At 68.3% G+C, this 16,646-nt stretch carries 16 protein-coding genes; 8 read left to right on the top strand and 8 right to left on the bottom strand.

From position 1 onward, the window contains the following. Nucleotides 1-29 precede the first annotated feature (29 nt). Both EC845_RS09225 and EC845_RS09220 read right to left on the bottom strand, forming a co-directional pair. Nucleotides 30-422 (bottom strand): hypothetical protein, encoded by a 393-nt coding sequence (locus tag EC845_RS09225; protein ID WP_123297418.1) that lies wholly within the window; start codon nt 420-422, stop codon nt 30-32. A 73-nt stretch (nt 423-495) separates the two neighbouring features. Beyond that, on the bottom strand, nt 496-1,848 hold the full coding sequence (locus EC845_RS09220) for an acyclic terpene utilization AtuA family protein (protein WP_123297414.1): 1,353 nt from the start codon (nt 1,846-1,848) through the stop codon (nt 496-498). A 125-nt stretch (nt 1,849-1,973) separates the two neighbouring features. Between EC845_RS09220 and EC845_RS09215 the strand changes: the two genes are divergently transcribed. The 5 genes from EC845_RS09215 (at nt 1,974) to EC845_RS09195 (ending at nt 7,173) form a co-directional block, all read left to right on the top strand. Then, a complete protein-coding gene (locus EC845_RS09215; protein WP_123297411.1) occupies nt 1,974-2,873 on the top strand; it encodes a LysR family transcriptional regulator in 900 nt (299 codons plus the stop codon). Between the two features lie 126 nt (nt 2,874-2,999). Further along, entirely contained in the window at nt 3,000-3,803 is an 804-nt protein-coding gene (locus tag EC845_RS09210) for a YecA family protein (RefSeq protein WP_123298039.1), read from the top strand. Nucleotides 3,804-4,013: 210 nt separating this feature from the next. After that, the gene (locus EC845_RS09205; protein WP_158615661.1) at nt 4,014-5,255 is read left to right on the top strand and encodes an ABC transporter substrate-binding protein; all 1,242 of its coding nucleotides are present in this window, start codon (nt 4,014-4,016) and stop codon (nt 5,253-5,255) included. Beyond that, nucleotides 5,252-6,343: an iron ABC transporter permease gene (locus EC845_RS09200; protein WP_123297405.1), complete on the top strand. Its 1,092-nt coding sequence runs from the start codon at nt 5,252-5,254 to the stop codon at nt 6,341-6,343. Before EC845_RS09205 ends, EC845_RS09200 begins: the two co-directional genes overlap by 4 nt. Further along, a complete protein-coding gene (locus EC845_RS09195) occupies nt 6,340-7,173 on the top strand; it encodes an ABC transporter ATP-binding protein (protein WP_123297402.1) in 834 nt (277 codons plus the stop codon). Before EC845_RS09200 ends, EC845_RS09195 begins: the two co-directional genes overlap by 4 nt. 88 nt (nt 7,174-7,261) lie before the next feature. Here EC845_RS09195 and EC845_RS09190 read toward each other — a convergent pair whose 3' ends face one another. The 5 genes from EC845_RS09190 to EC845_RS09170 are packed head-to-tail and all read right to left on the bottom strand — an operon-like array spanning nt 7,262 to nt 12,167. Further along, complete coding sequence (locus EC845_RS09190) at nt 7,262-8,035, bottom strand: SDR family NAD(P)-dependent oxidoreductase (protein ID WP_123297399.1); 774 nt, start codon at nt 8,033-8,035, stop codon at nt 7,262-7,264. Continuing rightward, entirely contained in the window at nt 8,032-9,294 is a 1,263-nt protein-coding gene (locus tag EC845_RS09185; protein ID WP_123297396.1) for a cyclopropane-fatty-acyl-phospholipid synthase family protein, read from the bottom strand. Before EC845_RS09185 ends, EC845_RS09190 begins: the two co-directional genes overlap by 4 nt. Before the next feature lie 3 nt (nt 9,295-9,297). Next, nucleotides 9,298-10,266, bottom strand: a complete 969-nt coding sequence (locus tag EC845_RS09180) for a DUF1365 domain-containing protein (protein WP_123297393.1) — start codon at nt 10,264-10,266, stop codon at nt 9,298-9,300. Further along, on the bottom strand, nt 10,259-11,602 hold the full coding sequence (locus EC845_RS09175; protein ID WP_199739760.1) for an NAD(P)/FAD-dependent oxidoreductase: 1,344 nt from the start codon (nt 11,600-11,602) through the stop codon (nt 10,259-10,261). The genes EC845_RS09180 and EC845_RS09175 overlap by 8 nt, the downstream gene beginning before the upstream one ends. Before the next feature lie 28 nt (nt 11,603-11,630). Further along, nucleotides 11,631-12,167 (bottom strand): chalcone isomerase family protein, encoded by a 537-nt coding sequence (locus EC845_RS09170; RefSeq protein ID WP_158615660.1) that lies wholly within the window; start codon nt 12,165-12,167, stop codon nt 11,631-11,633. A gap of 199 nt (nt 12,168-12,366) precedes the next feature. Here EC845_RS09170 and EC845_RS09165 point away from each other — a divergent pair, with 199 nt between their 5' ends. Then, nucleotides 12,367-13,008, top strand: a complete 642-nt coding sequence (locus EC845_RS09165) for a TetR/AcrR family transcriptional regulator (RefSeq protein ID WP_233597992.1) — start codon at nt 12,367-12,369, stop codon at nt 13,006-13,008. A gap of 49 nt (nt 13,009-13,057) precedes the next feature. On the opposite strand, the gene EC845_RS09160 is transcribed toward EC845_RS09165, so the two are convergent. Continuing rightward, the gene (locus tag EC845_RS09160) at nt 13,058-14,368 is read right to left on the bottom strand and encodes a YbfB/YjiJ family MFS transporter (RefSeq protein ID WP_123297387.1); all 1,311 of its coding nucleotides are present in this window, start codon (nt 14,366-14,368) and stop codon (nt 13,058-13,060) included. 179 nt (nt 14,369-14,547) lie between these two features. Between EC845_RS09160 and EC845_RS09155 the strand changes: the two genes are divergently transcribed. Both EC845_RS09155 and EC845_RS09150 read left to right on the top strand, forming a co-directional pair. Then, entirely contained in the window at nt 14,548-15,489 is a 942-nt protein-coding gene (locus EC845_RS09155; protein ID WP_123297384.1) for a LysR family transcriptional regulator, read from the top strand. Between the two features lie 49 nt (nt 15,490-15,538). Next, nucleotides 15,539-16,630, top strand: a complete 1,092-nt coding sequence (locus EC845_RS09150) for a nitronate monooxygenase family protein (protein WP_123297381.1) — start codon at nt 15,539-15,541, stop codon at nt 16,628-16,630. The last annotated feature ends 16 nt before the right edge of the window (nt 16,631-16,646 follow it).

Raw genomic sequence — 16,646 nt, 5'->3', positions numbered from 1 at the left:
TTGTCGGAACCGGTGGGGCATGGCCGCGCTCAAGGCGGCCCCGCGAGAAACGCTGCCAGCGCGGCCGGTACCGCGATGGGCAGATCGAGCAAATGGAAGGACAGCGACTTGCCATGGCTGTCGAGGTTGAGGGCATCGTTCACGCCGCCATCGAGCACCTCGTCGATGACGAAGTTCATCGCCTGCAGATGGGGCAGCAGGTAACGCACGACACGGGCCGGCCGGCGCGCCGCGAACTGGCGTGCCACCGCTTCCTCGGTGACCTGTTCGACCAGCAGGGGCCACAACGCCGGGTGCCAGGCGACGACGCTGATGTTGGAACGGTTGCCCTTGTCGCCGGTCCGGCCGTGAGCCAGCCGGTAGAGCGGCACGGACCGCAGCGGCAAGTGGGCAACATCGGGAGTTGAAGAGGTATCCGTCATGAAAGGGCTTGAGCTCTGAATGGGGCGTCGGCAGGACGAGGAAGGACAAAGAAAGGCGGCGGGCCACCGGCCCTCAGGCCAGCAGCTCGAACTGCGTGGCGACCGCCTCGCGATCCACCAGGCACGAAACCGTGCCCAGCCGGCGCCGGACCGAGGTCCGCACCCCGCCACCGCCAGCCGGTCCACAGCAATACAGCGCGTTGACTTCGTGCGCCAGCCGGCGCGCGGCAGCGGCATCGGTGTGCTGCAGCGCCACGCGCAGGCGCACGTCGCGCGCTTCGCCCGGCGGCGTGGAGGCCAGCAGGTGGCCGGCATCGTCGGCCAGCACACTGCAGACACCGATCAGGTCCACGCGCAAGGGCCCCAGGCCGCGCAGGCGTTCGGCGAGCACGTCGGCAGCCAGTCGCGCCCGGGCCTCGGCGCGGGCGCCGGCATAAGAGATCTCGCCCTCTGCCAGCCAACCCGTCTCGAAGCACACGTTGACCTTGAGCGTGGCCGGGCGGGGATGGCCCGTCACGCCTTCGAGACGCACGCAATCCGGCCCCAGCGGCACGACGCGGGCCTGCGTGAGGTCGGCCACCACATCGGGCGTGAGGTAGGCCGCGGGATCGTGCACCTCGTAGAGCAGTTGTTCCTTGACCGTGCGCTCATCGAGCCGTCCGCCCGTGCCACGGGGCTTGGTCAGCGTGCAGTGTCCGTCTGCATCGATCTCGGCGATGGGGTAACCCACATTCGCCAGGCCGGGCACATCCTTGTAGCCCGGGTCGGCAAAATAGCCGCCCGTCACCTGCGCGCCGCATTCGAGCAGATGGCCCGCCATGGTGGCACGCGCCAGCCGGTCCCAGTCGTCCCATGACCAGCCGTGGTGGGCCATGGCGGGGCCGAGCACCAGCGACGGATCGGCGACCCGTCCGGCCACCACGATCTCGGCACCGGCCTCGAGGGCCTCGGCAATCGCCCGGGCACCGATGTACGCGTTCGCACTGACCACCGGCACGGCCGGCATGGCCTCGCCCAGAACCTCGTGCAGCATGGCTCGGTGACGCAGATCGCCGAGGTCGTCGCCCCCCACCACGGCGATGCGTGGACGGCGCAAGCCGAGTTCGTCGGCCAGTTGCTGGATACGGCGCGCCGCGCCATGCGGATTGGCCGCCCCGAAGTTGCTGACGATGCGCACGCCGTGCGCCAGGCAGTCCGCCAGCACGGGCGCCAGCAGCTCGGGCAGCAAGGGCTCGTAGCCGGCATCGGGATCGGCGTCGCGCGCCAGTTGAGCCAGGGCCAGGGTGCGTTCGGCCAAGGTCTCGAAAATCAGCACGGCCGGCAGGCCCCGCGCGATCATTTCGCGCACGACGGGTGCCGCCGCATCGGTGCGGTCGCCGGAAAATCCGGCGGCGCACCCCACCAGCAGGGGGGATCTGTTGTTCATGTCTGTCTCCTGCGAACCACTATAGAAACCCGCTACACATCTGTGAAATCGATTATTAAAATAAATTGATCCGAATAACAGATCAATCAGCGCATTCGAGGACAGAAGCAGTCCCGGCCCCCACCATGCAGTTCAACCTCTCGACCCGGCAGATCGATGCGTTCCTCATCCTGGCGGAGCAGCAGAATTTCACGCGGGCCGCCGTGCAGTGCCACCTGTCGCAACCGGCATTCAGTGCCCTGATCCGCGCACTGGAAGAGGAACTCGGGATGCGGCTGTTCGACCGCAGCACCCGCTTCGTGAGCCTGACGCCCGAAGGCCGGCTTTTTCACGAATCGGCCCTGCACCTGCGCCAGGAGCTTGAAACCGCCTTTGCCGCCTTGCGCGACACCACGCGGCTGCGGCGTGGCCGGGTCAGCGTGGCGGTGCTGCCGTCGCTGGCGGCCGGCTGGCTGCCGGGCGTGCTGGCCCGCTTCCGGCAGATGCATCCGGGCATCGAGCTCGACATCCACGACATGCTGTCCGAACCGTGCGTGGAACGCGTGGCCAGCGGACGGGCGGATTTCGCCCTGGCCACCGTGCACGTCGACACCCCCGAGCTGCAGGCCGAACCCTTCTGCGACGATGCCTTCCACCTGGTGTGCCGCGACGACCACCCGCTCGTCCAGGCCGGCACGATCTCGCTGCAGGACCTGGCCGCCTGGCCGTTCATCCACCTCGCCCGCAGCAGCAGCGTGCGGCAATACCTGGAAGCCGCCTGCCAGCCGCTGTCGATGAACACGCTCATGGAAGTCGAACAGCTGGCGACCGTCATGGGCATGGTCCGCGCGGGCCTCGGCATCAGCGTGGTGCCGGCGCTGGCGCTGTTCCATTTCGACCAGCCCGGACTGGCTACCCGTGCGCTCGCACTGCCGGGACTGCACCGCCAGATCTACCTCATCCGCCGGCGCGACCGCAGCCTTTCGCTGGCCGCGCAGGCCCTGTATGCCCTGGTGATGCAGGATGGCCACGGGAGCCTGGGATAATCGGCCCAGGCGCGTGCCGATGCACGCGTGTTCCTTTTCATCGATTCCGCCTGCGCCCTGCCGCGCCGTGCCACGACGCGGCACGCGCTGCCGCTGGCGCCCAACCTGCTTTTTCCGGACCCCGCCATGACCGCCACCCCCGATGTCCACGCCGACGATGCGCCCCTCGACGAGATCAACGAACTCGAGGACCTGCTCGACGTCGCCCGCGAGCAACTGCCCGAACTGCCGCAGTGGGAATTCTGCGACGGCTTCCTGACGGCGTTGGTGTGTACCCGCCGCCCCATCGGCGCCGACGAGTACTTCCCGTTGCTGTTCGGCCTGGGCGAGCCCGAGCTCGACTGGCAACGGCTCTTCGACACCGAGCAGCGCCGGCGTTTCGAGGAACTGTGGCAGAACCGGTGGCAGCAAGTCGCCACGGCGCTCGACAACCTCGATGTCGAGGACCTCGACCACGACGAGGCGTTCCAGCCCCTGGCCGTCGACATGCGCTCGCTGCTGGCCCAGTCCCAGGCCGAGGGCCAGGCTGTCGACATGCCCGAAGGCGAGCCCATTCCGTCCTTCGGCCAGATCTGGGGGCTGGGCTTCATGAGCGTGGTCTCGATCTGGGCCGACGAGTGGGAACTGCCGCGCAAGGACAAGGAAACCGCCGAACTCATCGAGGAAGCCCTGGGCATCGTCAACGAACTCACCGAAGACGACGCCGGTCCCTACGTCATCTCGGGTCTGGGCGAAGACGCGCCTCCCGGCATCTCGCAAGACCGGCTCGACCTCTTCGGCGAAGCCATCTGGGCCTGCTACGACCTGCGCGCCCTCTGGAAATCCATCGGCCCGCGCGTGCTGACCGTGCGCAAGGAAGCCGAGCCCGGCCGCAACGATCCCTGCCCCTGCGGCAGCGGGAAGAAGTACAAGCAGTGCCACGGCCGCTGAGTCCGTCGAAGCCACACGCCGGTCAGTGGCTCTGCATGGGCCGGACAGCCCGGCGATAATGACGCGATTGAGAATCTGTCCACCATCGCCCCGGTCCCGGGCCCTGGGCGGACAGGCTCTCCCCCGCGCGGCAGGAACCCGGCTGCGCGCGTCCCAGCGATGCGCGCTCCGGCTGTCTGCGCGCTTTCGAAGACGCCGATGGATCCCTTCATGAGTCTCACCTCGCCCCTGGCCGCGCCGAACCGCGCTGCAACCTTTCCCGCACTGCCCGGCACGAGCCGGCGGCGCCTGCTTGCCGCCGGTGCCGGCGCCGCGCTGCTGGGCCTGCCCGCGATGGGTTGGAGTGCCGCGCCGCCGGTCGTCGCCAGCAATGCCAACGTGCAGTGGATCGGCCCGCAGCTCAAGGCGCCCGCGCGCCGCATCGTGCTGGCCCAGGGCCGCATGTTGCCCGCGCTCGGCATCGTCGATCCGGATATCGCGAACAAGCTGGTCGGCTGGGCCAACGACCTCTCCACCATGTATGCGGCCGAGAACGCCGCCTGGGTGGCGAAGTACCCGGCCCTGGCCAAGCTGCCCGTGGTCGGCCGCGGCCGGCCCGAAACGCTCTCGGTCGAGCAGGTGCTCGCACTCAACCCCGACCTGGTCATCTACAGCCGCCAGGTGGCCGGCTCGCCCGCCACCTACGCGCGCAGCACCACCTTCCAGACCTTGTCCAAGGCGGGCATCCCGGTGCTGGTGGTCGACTTCTTCATGCAACCGCTGGACAACACCCTGCCCAGCCTGCGCACGCTGGCCCAGGTGCTGGGCACCACGGCCCACGCCCAGCCCTTCCTCGACGACTACACCCGCCGGCTCGAGCTGATCCGCCAGCGCATCGCCCAGGCTGCGCCCAAACGACCGCAGGTCTTCGTGCACGCCCATGCCGGCAGCGCCGACTGCTGCTTCTCGCCGGGCCGTGGCACGTTCGACGACTTTGTCTCGCTGGCCGGCGGCCACAACCTCGGCGCCGACCTGCTGACCTCCCCGACCGGCCAGATCGCACGCGAAATGGTGCTGCGCCTGCAGCCCGACCTCTACATCGCCACCGGCACCGACACCCTGCACGGCACCGGCAAGTTCCTGATCGGTCCCAACATCGAGCCCCAGGCCGCGGCCACCGGCCTGCGCGACGTCATCAAGCTCTCGCAGCTCGACATGCTCGACGCCGTGAACCGCGGCGATGCCCACGGTTTCTGGCACGGCTTCAACGACACGCCGGCCCACATCGTGCTCATCGAGGCATTGGCCAAGTGGATGCAACCCAAGCTGTTCCAGGATCTCGATCCGGCTGCCACGCTGCGGACCATCAACGACCGCTACTTCCAGGTGCCGCTCAAGGGCACCTTCTGGACCGACCTGCCGGCGGGCCGCAAGACCGCCGGCCTCGCCTCTTCCGTGTTCTCCGCATCATGAGTTCCAAGCCCCTCCAGGCCCCAACGGCCGCGGCCCCTGCCGGCGGCAACACCGAGCGCATCCTCGCCGACTACGGGCGGCTGGTCCGCAAGCGCACCCTCATCGTCGCCGGCCTGCTGCTGCTGACCGTGCTCACGCTGCTGTTCGACATCACCACCGGGCCGTCGGGCCTGAGCCTGGCCGATACGCTGGGCGCACTGACCGGCGCGGCCGATACCTCGCGAGCCGTCTCGGTGATCGTGTGGGACGTCCGCCTGCCCATCGCGCTGATGGCGCTGGTGGTGGGTGCCGCGCTGGCGCTGGCGGGTGCCGAGATGCAGACCATGCTCAACAATCCGCTGGCCAGCCCCTTCACGCTGGGCGTCTCGGCTGCGGCGTCGCTGGGCGCGGCACTGGCCATCGTGCTGGGCGTGGGCATCCCCTACGTGCCGCAGGGCCTGCTCATCACGGTCAATGCCTTCCTGTTCTCGCTGGCCTCGATCCTGCTGCTGCAGTTCATGTCGCGCGGGCGCAATGGCCGGGTCGAATCCATCGTGCTGTTCGGCATCGCCCTGGGCTTCACCTTCAACGCGCTGACCGGCCTGCTGCAGTTCGTGGCGTCGGCCGATACGCTGCAGCAGCTGGTGTTCTGGACGCTGGGCAGCCTCTCCCGCTCGGACTGGCAGTCGGTGGGCATCCTGCTGGCGATCGTGCTGCTGGTGCTGCCGTTCTCGCTGGCCTCGTGCTGGCAGATGACGGCGCTGCGCCTGGGCGAGGACCGCGCGCGCAGCTACGGCATCGATGTCGTGAGGCTGCGCTTCTTCTCGCTGCTGCGCGTCAGCCTGCTGGCCTCCACGGCCGTGGCTTTCGTCGGCACCATCGGTTTCGTCGGCCTGGTGGGCCCCCATATCGCCCGCCTGCTGGTGGGCGAGGACCACCGCTTCTTCCTGCCCGCCAGCGCCCTGACCGGGGCGCTGGTGATGTCGCTGGCCTCCATCGCCAGCAAGATGATCGTGCCCGGCGTGCTGCTGCCTGTCGGCATCGTCACGGCCTTCGTCGGACTGCCGGTCTTCTTCTCGCTCATCTACAAACAACAGGGGCGCGCATGACGGCTCTCCGTTCAGCGCCGGCCCTGCCCGCCGGCACGCCCCCCGAACTGCTGCTGCGCGACCTGACCGTCGGCTATCGCGACAAGCCGGTGATCACCGGCCTGACCCTGTCCGGCCTGCAGGCCGGTCATGTCACCGCGCTCGTCGGCCCCAACGGCGCCGGCAAGTCCACGCTGCTCGGCGGCCTGGCCGGGCTGGTACGCGCCAGCGGCCAGGTGCTGCTCGACGGCGTGGACCTGTTTCGCATGCGGCCGGCGCAGCGTGCCGATCACTTCGGTTTCATGCCCCAGGCCATTCCGCAAGGCACGGCGCTGACGGTACTCGAGACCGTCATCAGCGCCCTCATGGCCTCGGGTGCCGAAACCAGCGAACGCATCGCACGCACCCGTGCTGCACAGGTCCTCGAACGCCTGGCCATCGACCACCTGGCTTCGCGCACGCTCGACCACCTCTCGGGCGGCCAGCGGCAGATGTGCAGCCTGGCCCAGGCCATCGTGCGCGAGCCGCGCATTCTGCTGCTCGACGAGCCCACCTCGGCGCTGGACATGCGGCACCAGCTCTACGTGATGCAGTCGGTGCGGCAGCTCGCGGACGAAGGACGGCACGTGATCGTGGTGCTGCACGACTTGTCGTTCGCGGCGCAATGGGCCGATCACATCGTGGTGCTGCGCCGGGGCCAGCTCTACAGCGAAGGCAACCCCGCGGCCACCATCACGCCCGGCATGCTGGCCGATGTGTATGGCGTGCAGGCCCGGGTCGAACGCTGCTCGCGCGGACGGCTTCAGATCATGGCCGACGACCTGGTTCCGATCCCCGGCAAACCGCACTGAGCCATCGGGCTCGTCCGTCGGCGCTTCGGTTGTTCGGACGATCTCGACGACGGACCGCCGGCATCGGAACGCCGCAGGCCGCAGTAGGCTACAGGCCGGTCATGCGGTGCAGCAGGCCGAAGCGCCAGCGGTACGGCACCCGGCTGAGCAAACGCATGGCCCACGTGAAGCGTTTCGGAAAACGGATCTCGAAACGCCCCTCGGCCATGCCCTTGACCATGGCCTGCGCGGCCTCGGCCGGACTGACCAGCCCGGGCATCGGAAAGTCGTTGCCCCGGGTCATGGGCGTGGCCACGAAACCCGGATTCACCAGGTACACCGAGACCCCCAGCGGAGCTAGATCGAAGTACAGGGACTCGGCCAGGTTGATGAGCGCGGCCTTGGTCGGACCGTATGCCAGCGCCTTGGGCAAGCCGGTGTAGCCCGAGACACTCGCCACCAGCATCACGCCACCCGAGCCCTGCTCGATCAACTGCGGCAGCACCTGCGCCAGGCCGTCGTAGACCGACAGCACATTGAGCTCGAAACTTGCGCGGACCCGTTCGGTGTCGAGCTCCCAGGCCCGCTGAGGTTCGTAGCGTCCGGCCACGAACACCACCAGGTCGAGGCCGCCGTAGACCGACTGGGCCTCGGCCGCGGCCGCGCGCCACTGGCCCCGGTCGCTGGCGTCGAGCGGCAGCACACGCGCCTGGCCAAACACGCCGGCCAGTGCATCGAGCGGTTCCCGCCGGCGCGCCGACAGCACCACGTAGGCCCCCATGACCAGCAACTGGCGGGCCAGCGCCTCGCCGATGCCGCTGGATGCGCCGATGATCCAGACCCGCCGTCCCGCCCAGTGTTCACTGGCAATGCGTTCGTTCATGCCAGCGTCCAATGCTTGACGCCGATCTGGCGTTCACGGAAACCCACCTCGCAGTACACCAGGTACATGCGCCACAGCCGCACAAAACGTTCGTCGTAGCCCAGCGCCCGCACACGCGGCAAGGCGGCCTCGAAGGCATGGGCCCAGGCGGCCAGCGTCCGCGCATAGTCCAGTCCGAAATCCAGCGCATCGCGCACGGCCAGCCCGGCTGCAGCGCATTGCTCTCGCATGCGCGAGGGACTCGGCAGCATGCCGCCCGGAAAGATGTACTGCTGGATGAAATCCGTGCCCGCGCGGTACTGCGCGTAACGCTCGTCGCCGATGTCGATGGCCTGGATCACCGCATGCCCGCCCGGACGCAGGCAGCGCCGCAGGGTCGAGAAATAAGTCGGCCAGTGCTTTTCACCCACGGCCTCGATCATCTCGATCGAGACGATGTGATCGAACGTCTGCGTCACGTCCCGGTAGTCGCACAGCGACAGCGTGACCCGGTCCTGCAGGCCGGCCTGCTCGATCCGGGCCTGCGCCCAGGCCAGTTGTTCATGCGACAGCGTGATGCCGTGCACCTTCAGACCGGCGCGCGCCGCCCGTTCGGCGAAGCCGCCCCAGCCGCAGCCGATTTCCAGCACGGTCTGGCCCGGCTGTGCGTTCAGTTGTGCCAGCACGCGGTCGTACTTGCTGTTCTGGGCCCGCGTGAGTTGCTGCAGATCGGCCCCGGCGTCGGCCTCGGGATGACCTTCCGGAAACAGCGCCGCGGAGTAGGTCATGCCCTCGTCGAGCCACAGGCGATAGAAATCGTTGCCCAGATCGTAGTGGGCGCTGATGTTGCGCCGGCTGCCCCGGCGCGAGTTGTCGTTGAGCACGCGGTGCACCCAGCAGCGCAGCCACAGGGCCCAGCGGCGGCCCGAAACGGCCCGTTCCAGCGCCTCGCGGTTGCGTTGCGCCAGCGTGAAGAGCTGGCGCATGTCGCCGGTCGCAATCCATCCCCGCTGGTAGGCCTCGGCATAGCCGATGTCGCCTTGGCGCAGCAGCAGCGCCGCCGCGCGCCAGTCGAGCACCTGCAGGTCGGCATGGGGCTGCGCACCGGCCTCTCCATAGGCCTGCGTCCGCCCGCCGGGCCAGGTCACCGTGCATGAACCGACCCGCAAGCCGGCCAGCAATCCCTCGAGGACACGTCCCGTCCAGGGGACTTTGATCGCCCTGCCGGCCAGCGATCCGGCATTGCAGGAAGAAGGGGCCAATGACGCTTGCGGTTTCATGATCTAGCCTTTCGTCGGAGGCGGGGAACAAGCCGGCGCTGCGGAAGGCGCATCGCGATCCAGCCCGCTGCTGGTCTCGTGCTCGGGAGCCCGGGGTTTGGGGACATAGGGCACGCGGTGCAGCCACAGCCGCAGCGCCTGCCAATGGATGCGCCAGACGATGCCCACCGTCAGCAGAGGCATGGCGACCAGCGCCCGCAGAAGATGAGGCACCGTGGCCGGCTGCGTGCCGGCCCGCATCACGGTCGTCAGCAAGGGGACACATGCCACGCCATTGGCATCGTGCCGGCCATGGCGGCCACCTTCATCTTCACCCGCATCGTCGTCGTAATCGATCTGCACCGCATGCCGTGCCCCGGCGGCGTGCAGCGCCTGCACGGTGCACAGCGCGGGCGTCAGCCGAAAGGTGTAGCGGCCCCGCGTCTCGCAGAAGGGCGAGACATGAAAGACCTTGCGGCAGGCCAGTTCGGTCTGCGGTGTCAACGGCCCGCCGTCGGCATTCGCCAGCACGTATTGATGCCGTTCGCCAAAGGTGTTGTTGACTTCGGCCACCAGCACCCGCAGGGTGCCGTCCGGCGCATACAGCAGCCAGAAGCTCACCGGCTTGAAGGCGTAACCGAACACCCGCGGAAAGGTCTGCAGCCAGACCTCGCCGCCCGGCATCTGCAGACCGGCCTGAGCCAGGCGGCTGCGCAGCCAGGCCATCAGATCCGAGCCGTCGCGAGCGCCATGGTCACGGGCCCGGAACGACAGGGGCCGGCTGCGCTCCAGGCCGAACAGCCAGGACTGCGCAGCGGCGAGGCCCTGCACGTCGTCCATGCGCATCTGCAGGTAGAAGACGGGGTAGCTGAAGCGGTTGGCCACCGGCCGGCTGCGCGCATGCATGACCTCGCCCACGCACAGATGCAGGGCGGCGCGCCGGTGCGCGACCGGCTCCCGGGTCTGTGCAGCGGCCAGCCGGTGGTCAGCCATGGGCAGACTCCCAGGGCGGCTGCACGCCGAAATCCCGCGCCACGTCGACCGCCGACCTCAGGCCGTCCTCATGGAAACCGTAGCCCGTCCAGGCACCGCAGAACCAGGTCTGCCGATCGCCTTGCGTGGTCGGCAGGCGCCGTTGAGCCTCGACGGCAGCGCGGTCGAACTGCGGATGCGCGTAGCCATAGCGGCCCAGCACCGAGGCCGCGGCGGGCTCTCTCGGCGGGTTGAGGGTGACGATGACCGGGGTTTGGAAAGGCAGATCCTGCAGCCGGTTGAGCCAGTAGCTCACAGCGACCGGAGACGATCCATGCTGCCCCTCGGCGGCCATGAAATTCCAGGCCGACCACGTCGATTCACGGCGCGGCAGCAGCGAACGGTCGGTGTGCAGCCAAGCCTCGTTGGGTGCATAACGCACGGCGCCCAGCAGCTCGCGCTCGAGCGGGCTGGCGTCGCTCAGCAGCGCCAGGGCCTGGTCGCTGTGGCAGGCCAGCACCACGGCATCGAATTTTTCCGTGCCATGGCGTTTGCTGTGCAGCCAGACGGCGCCGGGGCGGCGGGCGATGGACTCGACCGGTGTGGACACACGCAGCGTGTGGCGCGCGGACTGCACGCCCAGCGCATCGACCAGGCGCCGCACGTACTCACGCGAGCCCCCTGCCACCGTGCGCCACTGCGGCCTGTCGTTGACCTGCAGCAGACGGTGGTTGAGGCAGAACGTGAGAAAAGTCTGTGCCGGAAAATCCAGAATGGCCGCAACCGAAGACGACCAGATCGCCGCAGCCATGGGCAGCAGATACCAGTCGCGCACCGCAGCGCCGTAGCCTTCGCGCGCCAGCAGTTCGCCCAGCGTCAGCGGCGTGCCGCGGGCCTGGGCCAGGTAGTCCGGCGCCATCCGGTTGAACCGCAGAATGTCGCGCAGCATGCGCAGGAAAGCCGGACGAAGCAGATTGCGGCGCTGCGCAAAGACCGTGGCGAGATTGGTGCCCGCCCACTCGAGTTCGGGCCGCTCCAGGCTGACGGCGAACGACATGTCCGTGTCGCGTGTCGGCACGCCCAGATGCTCGAACATCTTCACGAGAAGCGGGTAGGTCAGCGTGTTGTGCACCAGGAAACCGGTGTCGACCGGTGCCGTGCGGCCTTCGAGCGTCACATCGACGGTGTTGCTGTGCCCGCCAAAGTAATCGCCCGCCTCGAACAGCGTCACGTGATGCCGTTGTCCGATCAGCCAGGCGGCCCCGAGCCCGGCGATGCCGCCGCCCACGACCGCCACGCGGTGCATCGTATCGGGCGATTCCCGCACCAGGGCGGCACTTTCGCTGAGGTGTTCCATGGGCGCGGCTTTCGGTAAGGGGAGCGGGTCAGGACTGACCCAGAAGGGCGGCGCGCAGGGCAGGCTGGCGGGTGGCCGGGTCGAGCCAGATCGCCGCGAAGGCTTCGCAGAAAGGCCCGTTGGCAATGCGTCCCACCAGCTCGCCGTTCCAATAGAACGTCACGCTTTCGTTGGGCACGAAATGACCGCTCAGCCGGTCCTGGCGAAGCACATCGGGCAGGATGGCTTCGAGCTCCACGCACCACTCGTCGACCTTGACGAGATCGATGGCCGGCCGCAACCGCACGATTTCCTGATGCGTGGCCAGGATGATGTCACGCGCCGACAGGTTGCGCAGGTAGGTGATGTCGAGCACAAAAGGCGACGCTGCGGCAAATGCGCCCATGTCGTCGAGCGCCGTCTGCCGGGTCCGCACATTCAGGTACAGCCGCGCCTCGTAGATGCGCAACAGGCTCCAGCGCAGCAAGCCGCTGCCATGCAGCTCCCAGGGGCCGGGCTGGCTTTCGAGCAGCCCGGCGGGCAAGCCGGGTGCCGAAGGATGCGAAGGTTGCGATGTCGATGGCATAAGACATTCCTCTGGCCTCGCGCCCCGGTCGAACAGGCGAGGCATGCGGGGCTGACAAGTTCCGACCAAAAGGTTCATAATCAGAAGAATTAGTCAGAAATTTAACTCTATAGATCAGAAAAATACTAAGCAGTTTTTTTGTGACCGATGAGTTTTTTCTTGGACCCATTAGATCAAAATTCGTCAAGGAGTACAAGTGGTGCTGCCCCCCCCACAACGCCGAGCGGTCTCGACCGAGCAGAAACTCACGTTCAAGGAGCGTCAGCTCATCGTGCGCGAGCAGGCCATCCTCGATGTCGTCAATCGTTTGCTGACCGCCAAGGGCTTCGACCTGATGACCATGGACGAGGTGGCCGGCGAGGTCGGAATCTCCAAGGCCAGCCTCTACAAACACTTCGCATCGAAGGAAGCGCTGGCCGCCGCGGCGCTCACGCGCCTCATGGAGCAGACACGCGCCATGATGGAAGCGCTGGACACGACGCTGCCCGCCGTGGACAAGCTCAAGGCCGTGGTGAGGTGGTCGATCGAGATGCACCTCAAGGGCGAGATGCCGCTGCTGCCTTCGACGCGTTCGAGCATCCAGCAGTCGATGTCGGCCCATGAGCCCTACCTGCTGGAGCTGACCCGCGTCAGCGAAACACTGGGCGAGTGGATCGAGGCGGCCCAGGCCGACGGCACCGTGTCACCGACGCTGCCGGGCGAAATCATTCTCTACACCATCTATGCCCGAGCCTGCGATCCGGTCGCGGACTTCCTGCGCCAGGGCGGCGCGTTCGCGGACGAGGAAATCGTCGAGTACCTGGTCGCGACCTGCTTCGACGGGCTGAGCCGGGCAGCCTGAGGCGCCCGTCGAACGGCCGCAAAGTCTCGCTCGACGCGACCGGCCGGATTCAGGGCACGCGGCGGTACATCACCAGCCACACGACCATGCCGGCCAGCAAGGCACCGCAAGCCGTGGCCAGCGACCAGGCAAAGCCCTGCGCCCGGCTGGCCGTGTGGGCGAGCAAGGCATTGACCAGCGGCGGGCCCAGGATCTGACCGATGGCATAGGCGGCCGTCACCAGCGCGATCAGGCTGGCGGCCTGCTGCGGCCAACGTTGGCGCACTTCCCGAAGGGTGAACAGCGTCAAGGCCGTGAAGGGCAGGCCCACCAGCAGGCTGCCGAGCACAAAACCGGCCACCGTCGGCCAAAGCAGCCCCATCACCACACCCACGGCCTGAAGGCCATAACAAACCGCCATCGACAGCCGGTTGTCCCAATGCTGCGGCAGCCTTGTCGCGATCAGGCACCCAGCGATCACCGCCAGGCCGAACAAGGGCCAGAACAGATCGATCCAGGCCGATCCAGGCAGCGCATCCCGCGCCATCACGGGCAGGAACGTGGCCGTGATGATGTAGCCAAAACCCGCCAATCCGTAGCCCACGACGATCCAGGCCACCAGCGTGCGCGAACCGCCCCGGCCGGCCGGCGGCACAACAACGGCTGCGGGTGGCTCGGCCGGCCGGCCCGCGGTATTCGGAACGTGCGCAGCGGCAGGGCCGTTTGCATCGCGGTCGCGCTGCAGCACCCGGACCACCCACGCCAGACCCGCGCAGGCCAGCAGCGCCATGACCACCCAGCCCGCCGCCGAATGCCAGCCCCAGGACACCATGGCACTCACCCCCAGTCCGCTGACCGCGATGCCGACCCCCGGGCCGGTGTAGATCAGGCCGGCCAGCGCGGTGGCCTGCCGCTGCGCCAGGCGCAACAGACACCAGCTGGAGACGAACACAAAAGCGACCGCGCTCGCCACCCCCGCCAGAAACCGGGCCGTTCCCCACACGGCGGGCCAAGGCAAGGCCATCACCCCCAGCAGCACTGCGGTCGCGGCGAGGCCGCCCAGCGCCAGTCGCTCGGCCGGCGGTTCGGACCCGCCCAGCCGCCGCCACAGCGAGGGCAGCACCGAACACAGCGCAGCGCCGGCGAAATACCCCAGATAGTTGCTGGTGGCCAGCCAACTGCCCTGGGCCAGATCCACACGGCCGTCGTGCAGCATCATCGGCAGCAGCGGCGTGAACGAAAAGCGCCCCAGCCCCATGGCCAAAGAAAGCGAGACCAGCCCCACCAGCGCAATCACCAAAGGCGATGGCGGACGGACCGGCACGGCAGTGCCCGGCACGGAATTCGGGCGTGCGAATGAAGTTTGATCGGCGGAAGTCATGCGGCGGGCATTGAGGACGATGGGGCCACGGGACCCGGTACGCCATCTCGGCACACCGCTCCAGGCCTCACACCATCCATCTTGTTTTAGAATTGATTCATCGATTTTAATCTCATTAAAAGATCTCTGCAGGACACCTGCTCATCCCCTTCACGGCCCTGCCCCGATCGTTTCCCACCATGGATCTCAGCAATCTCGACATCTTTTGCGCCATCGCCCGCCACAGCAGCGTGACGCGCGCAGCCCATGAACTGCAGCGCGCGCAGTCCAACGTGACGACACGGCTGCGCCAGTTGGAGTCCGAGTTGGGCGTCGAGCTTTTTCTGCGCAGCGGCAAGCGCATGACGCTGACCCCCGCCGGCCAGACCCTGCTCGGCTACGCCGAACGGCTGCTCGCGCTGGCCGCCGAGACGCGGCAGGCCTTGCACCCCGGCGATCCCCGCGGCCTGCTGCGCCTGGGGACCATGGAAAGCACCGCCGCCAGCCGGCTGCCGCAACCCTTGGCACGGTTTCATCAGCAGTGGCCGCAAGTCCAGCTCACCCTGGACACGAACTCGTCGGGTGTGCTGCTCGAGCAAGTCGCGGCATCGCGGCTCGACGCGGCCTTTGTGGCCATCCTGCCGCAGCTCGAAGGCTGGCAGGCCGGCCAGCCTCTGGCGTTGGCCCGGCAACTCCCTGCATCCGACAACGCCGTGCTGCACGGCCAGCCGGTGTACCGCGAGACCCTGATGCTGGTCCTGCCGGCAGGCCATCCGCCCGTGCAGCGTCCCGATCAGGTCCAGACCGCGGCCCTCGCCGCCTTCGACAGCCGTTGCAGCTATCGCACGCTCATCGAACACTGGTTCACGCAGGGCACCCATGCCGTGCCGCTGCCGCGTGTGCTGGAGCTCAAGTCCTACCACGCCATCCTGGCAGCCGTCGCCAGCGGCAGTTGCGCGGGCATCGTGCCGCAATCGGTGCTTGCGCTGCAGGTCCAGGCCTCGATCTCGTCGGTCAGGCTGGGCGAGGTCGATACCTGGCTGGTGCAGCGTCGCGGTTACCGATCGCCGGCGCTGGAAGCCCTGCTCCAAAGCGTTCAGACACCTGCATCATCCGCGCCGGCACGGCCGGCAGGCGATTGAAACCGCTCAAGCCCGTTCCCTCAACCCTCTATTCACCCGGAGACACGACATGCCCGCCACGCCCCTCTGGAGCCGACAACTCGGATTGACCCACCCCATCGTCCAGGCCCCCATGGCCGGTGGCGCGACCACGCCCGAGCTGGTCTCGGCCGTCAGCGCCAGCGGTGCGCTGGGCACCCTGGCCGCAGCCTTGCTCGGACCTTCTGCCATTGCGCGGCAGATTGCCGACATCCGTACACGCACCGACCGCCCCTTCGGCGTCAACCTGTTCGTGTTGCCCTCGCCTTTTCCGGACCCCGAACCGGCGGTGGTCGAACAGGCTCTGTCCTGGCTGGCGCCGCACTATGCGACCTTCGGCCTGCCGCTGCCCGACGTGCACGCGCCGGGCTGGCGCTGGTGCGAGGATTTCCAGGCCCAGCTCGAAGCCGTCGCCGAGGCGGCTCCGGCCTGCGTGAGCTTCACCTTCGGCATCGTCGACCGGGCGACCGTCGCCCGCCTGCAGGCCCGGGGTTCGCTGGTGCTGGGAACGGCCACCACGGTGGCCGAGGCCCAAGCCTGGGAAGCCGCCGGCGCCGATGCCGTCACGGCACAGGGCAGCGAAGCCGGCGCCCACCGCGGCACCTTTCTCCAGCCGGCCGAACGCAGCCTGATCGGCACCCTGCCTCTGGTGAGGGCCTGTGTGCAGGCGGTCTCGATCCCGGTGATCGCGGCCGGCGGCATCATGGACGGCGCGGGCATCGCCGCCGTCCAGGCTCTGGGCGCGCAGGCCGCGCAGATGGGCACGGCGTTTCTGGTCTGCGACGAAGCGCGCATTCCGGAGCCTCACCGGCTGGCCCTGCTCGCAGCCCGCGGCGGCACGGCCGCCACCCGCATCACCCGGGCGTTCTCGGGTCGTGAGGCACGCGGCATCGTCAACACCTACATGCAGGCCATGCAACCGCTCGAAGCCCGGCTGCCGCCCTATCCCATTCTCAACGCCCTGACCGGCCCGCTGCGCAAGGCCGCTGCCGAGGCCGGCGATGCGCAGTACCTCTCGTTGTGGGCCGGGCAAGGCGTACCGCTCGCACGTCCCCTGCCGGCCGCGCAACTGATCGAACGACTGGTCGCCGAGCTGCAGCAGACCCGCGAACGCCTGGCCTGAGCCTCTCCCGCCCCTG

Origin of the sequence: Comamonas sp. BIGb0124, assembly GCF_003752175.1 — a bacterium.
In the GTDB taxonomy this organism is placed as follows: domain Bacteria; phylum Pseudomonadota; class Gammaproteobacteria; order Burkholderiales; family Burkholderiaceae_C; genus Comamonas_F.
Note: the sequence above shows the minus strand (reverse complement) of the source record. Positions and strands in the feature narration are given on the sequence as shown.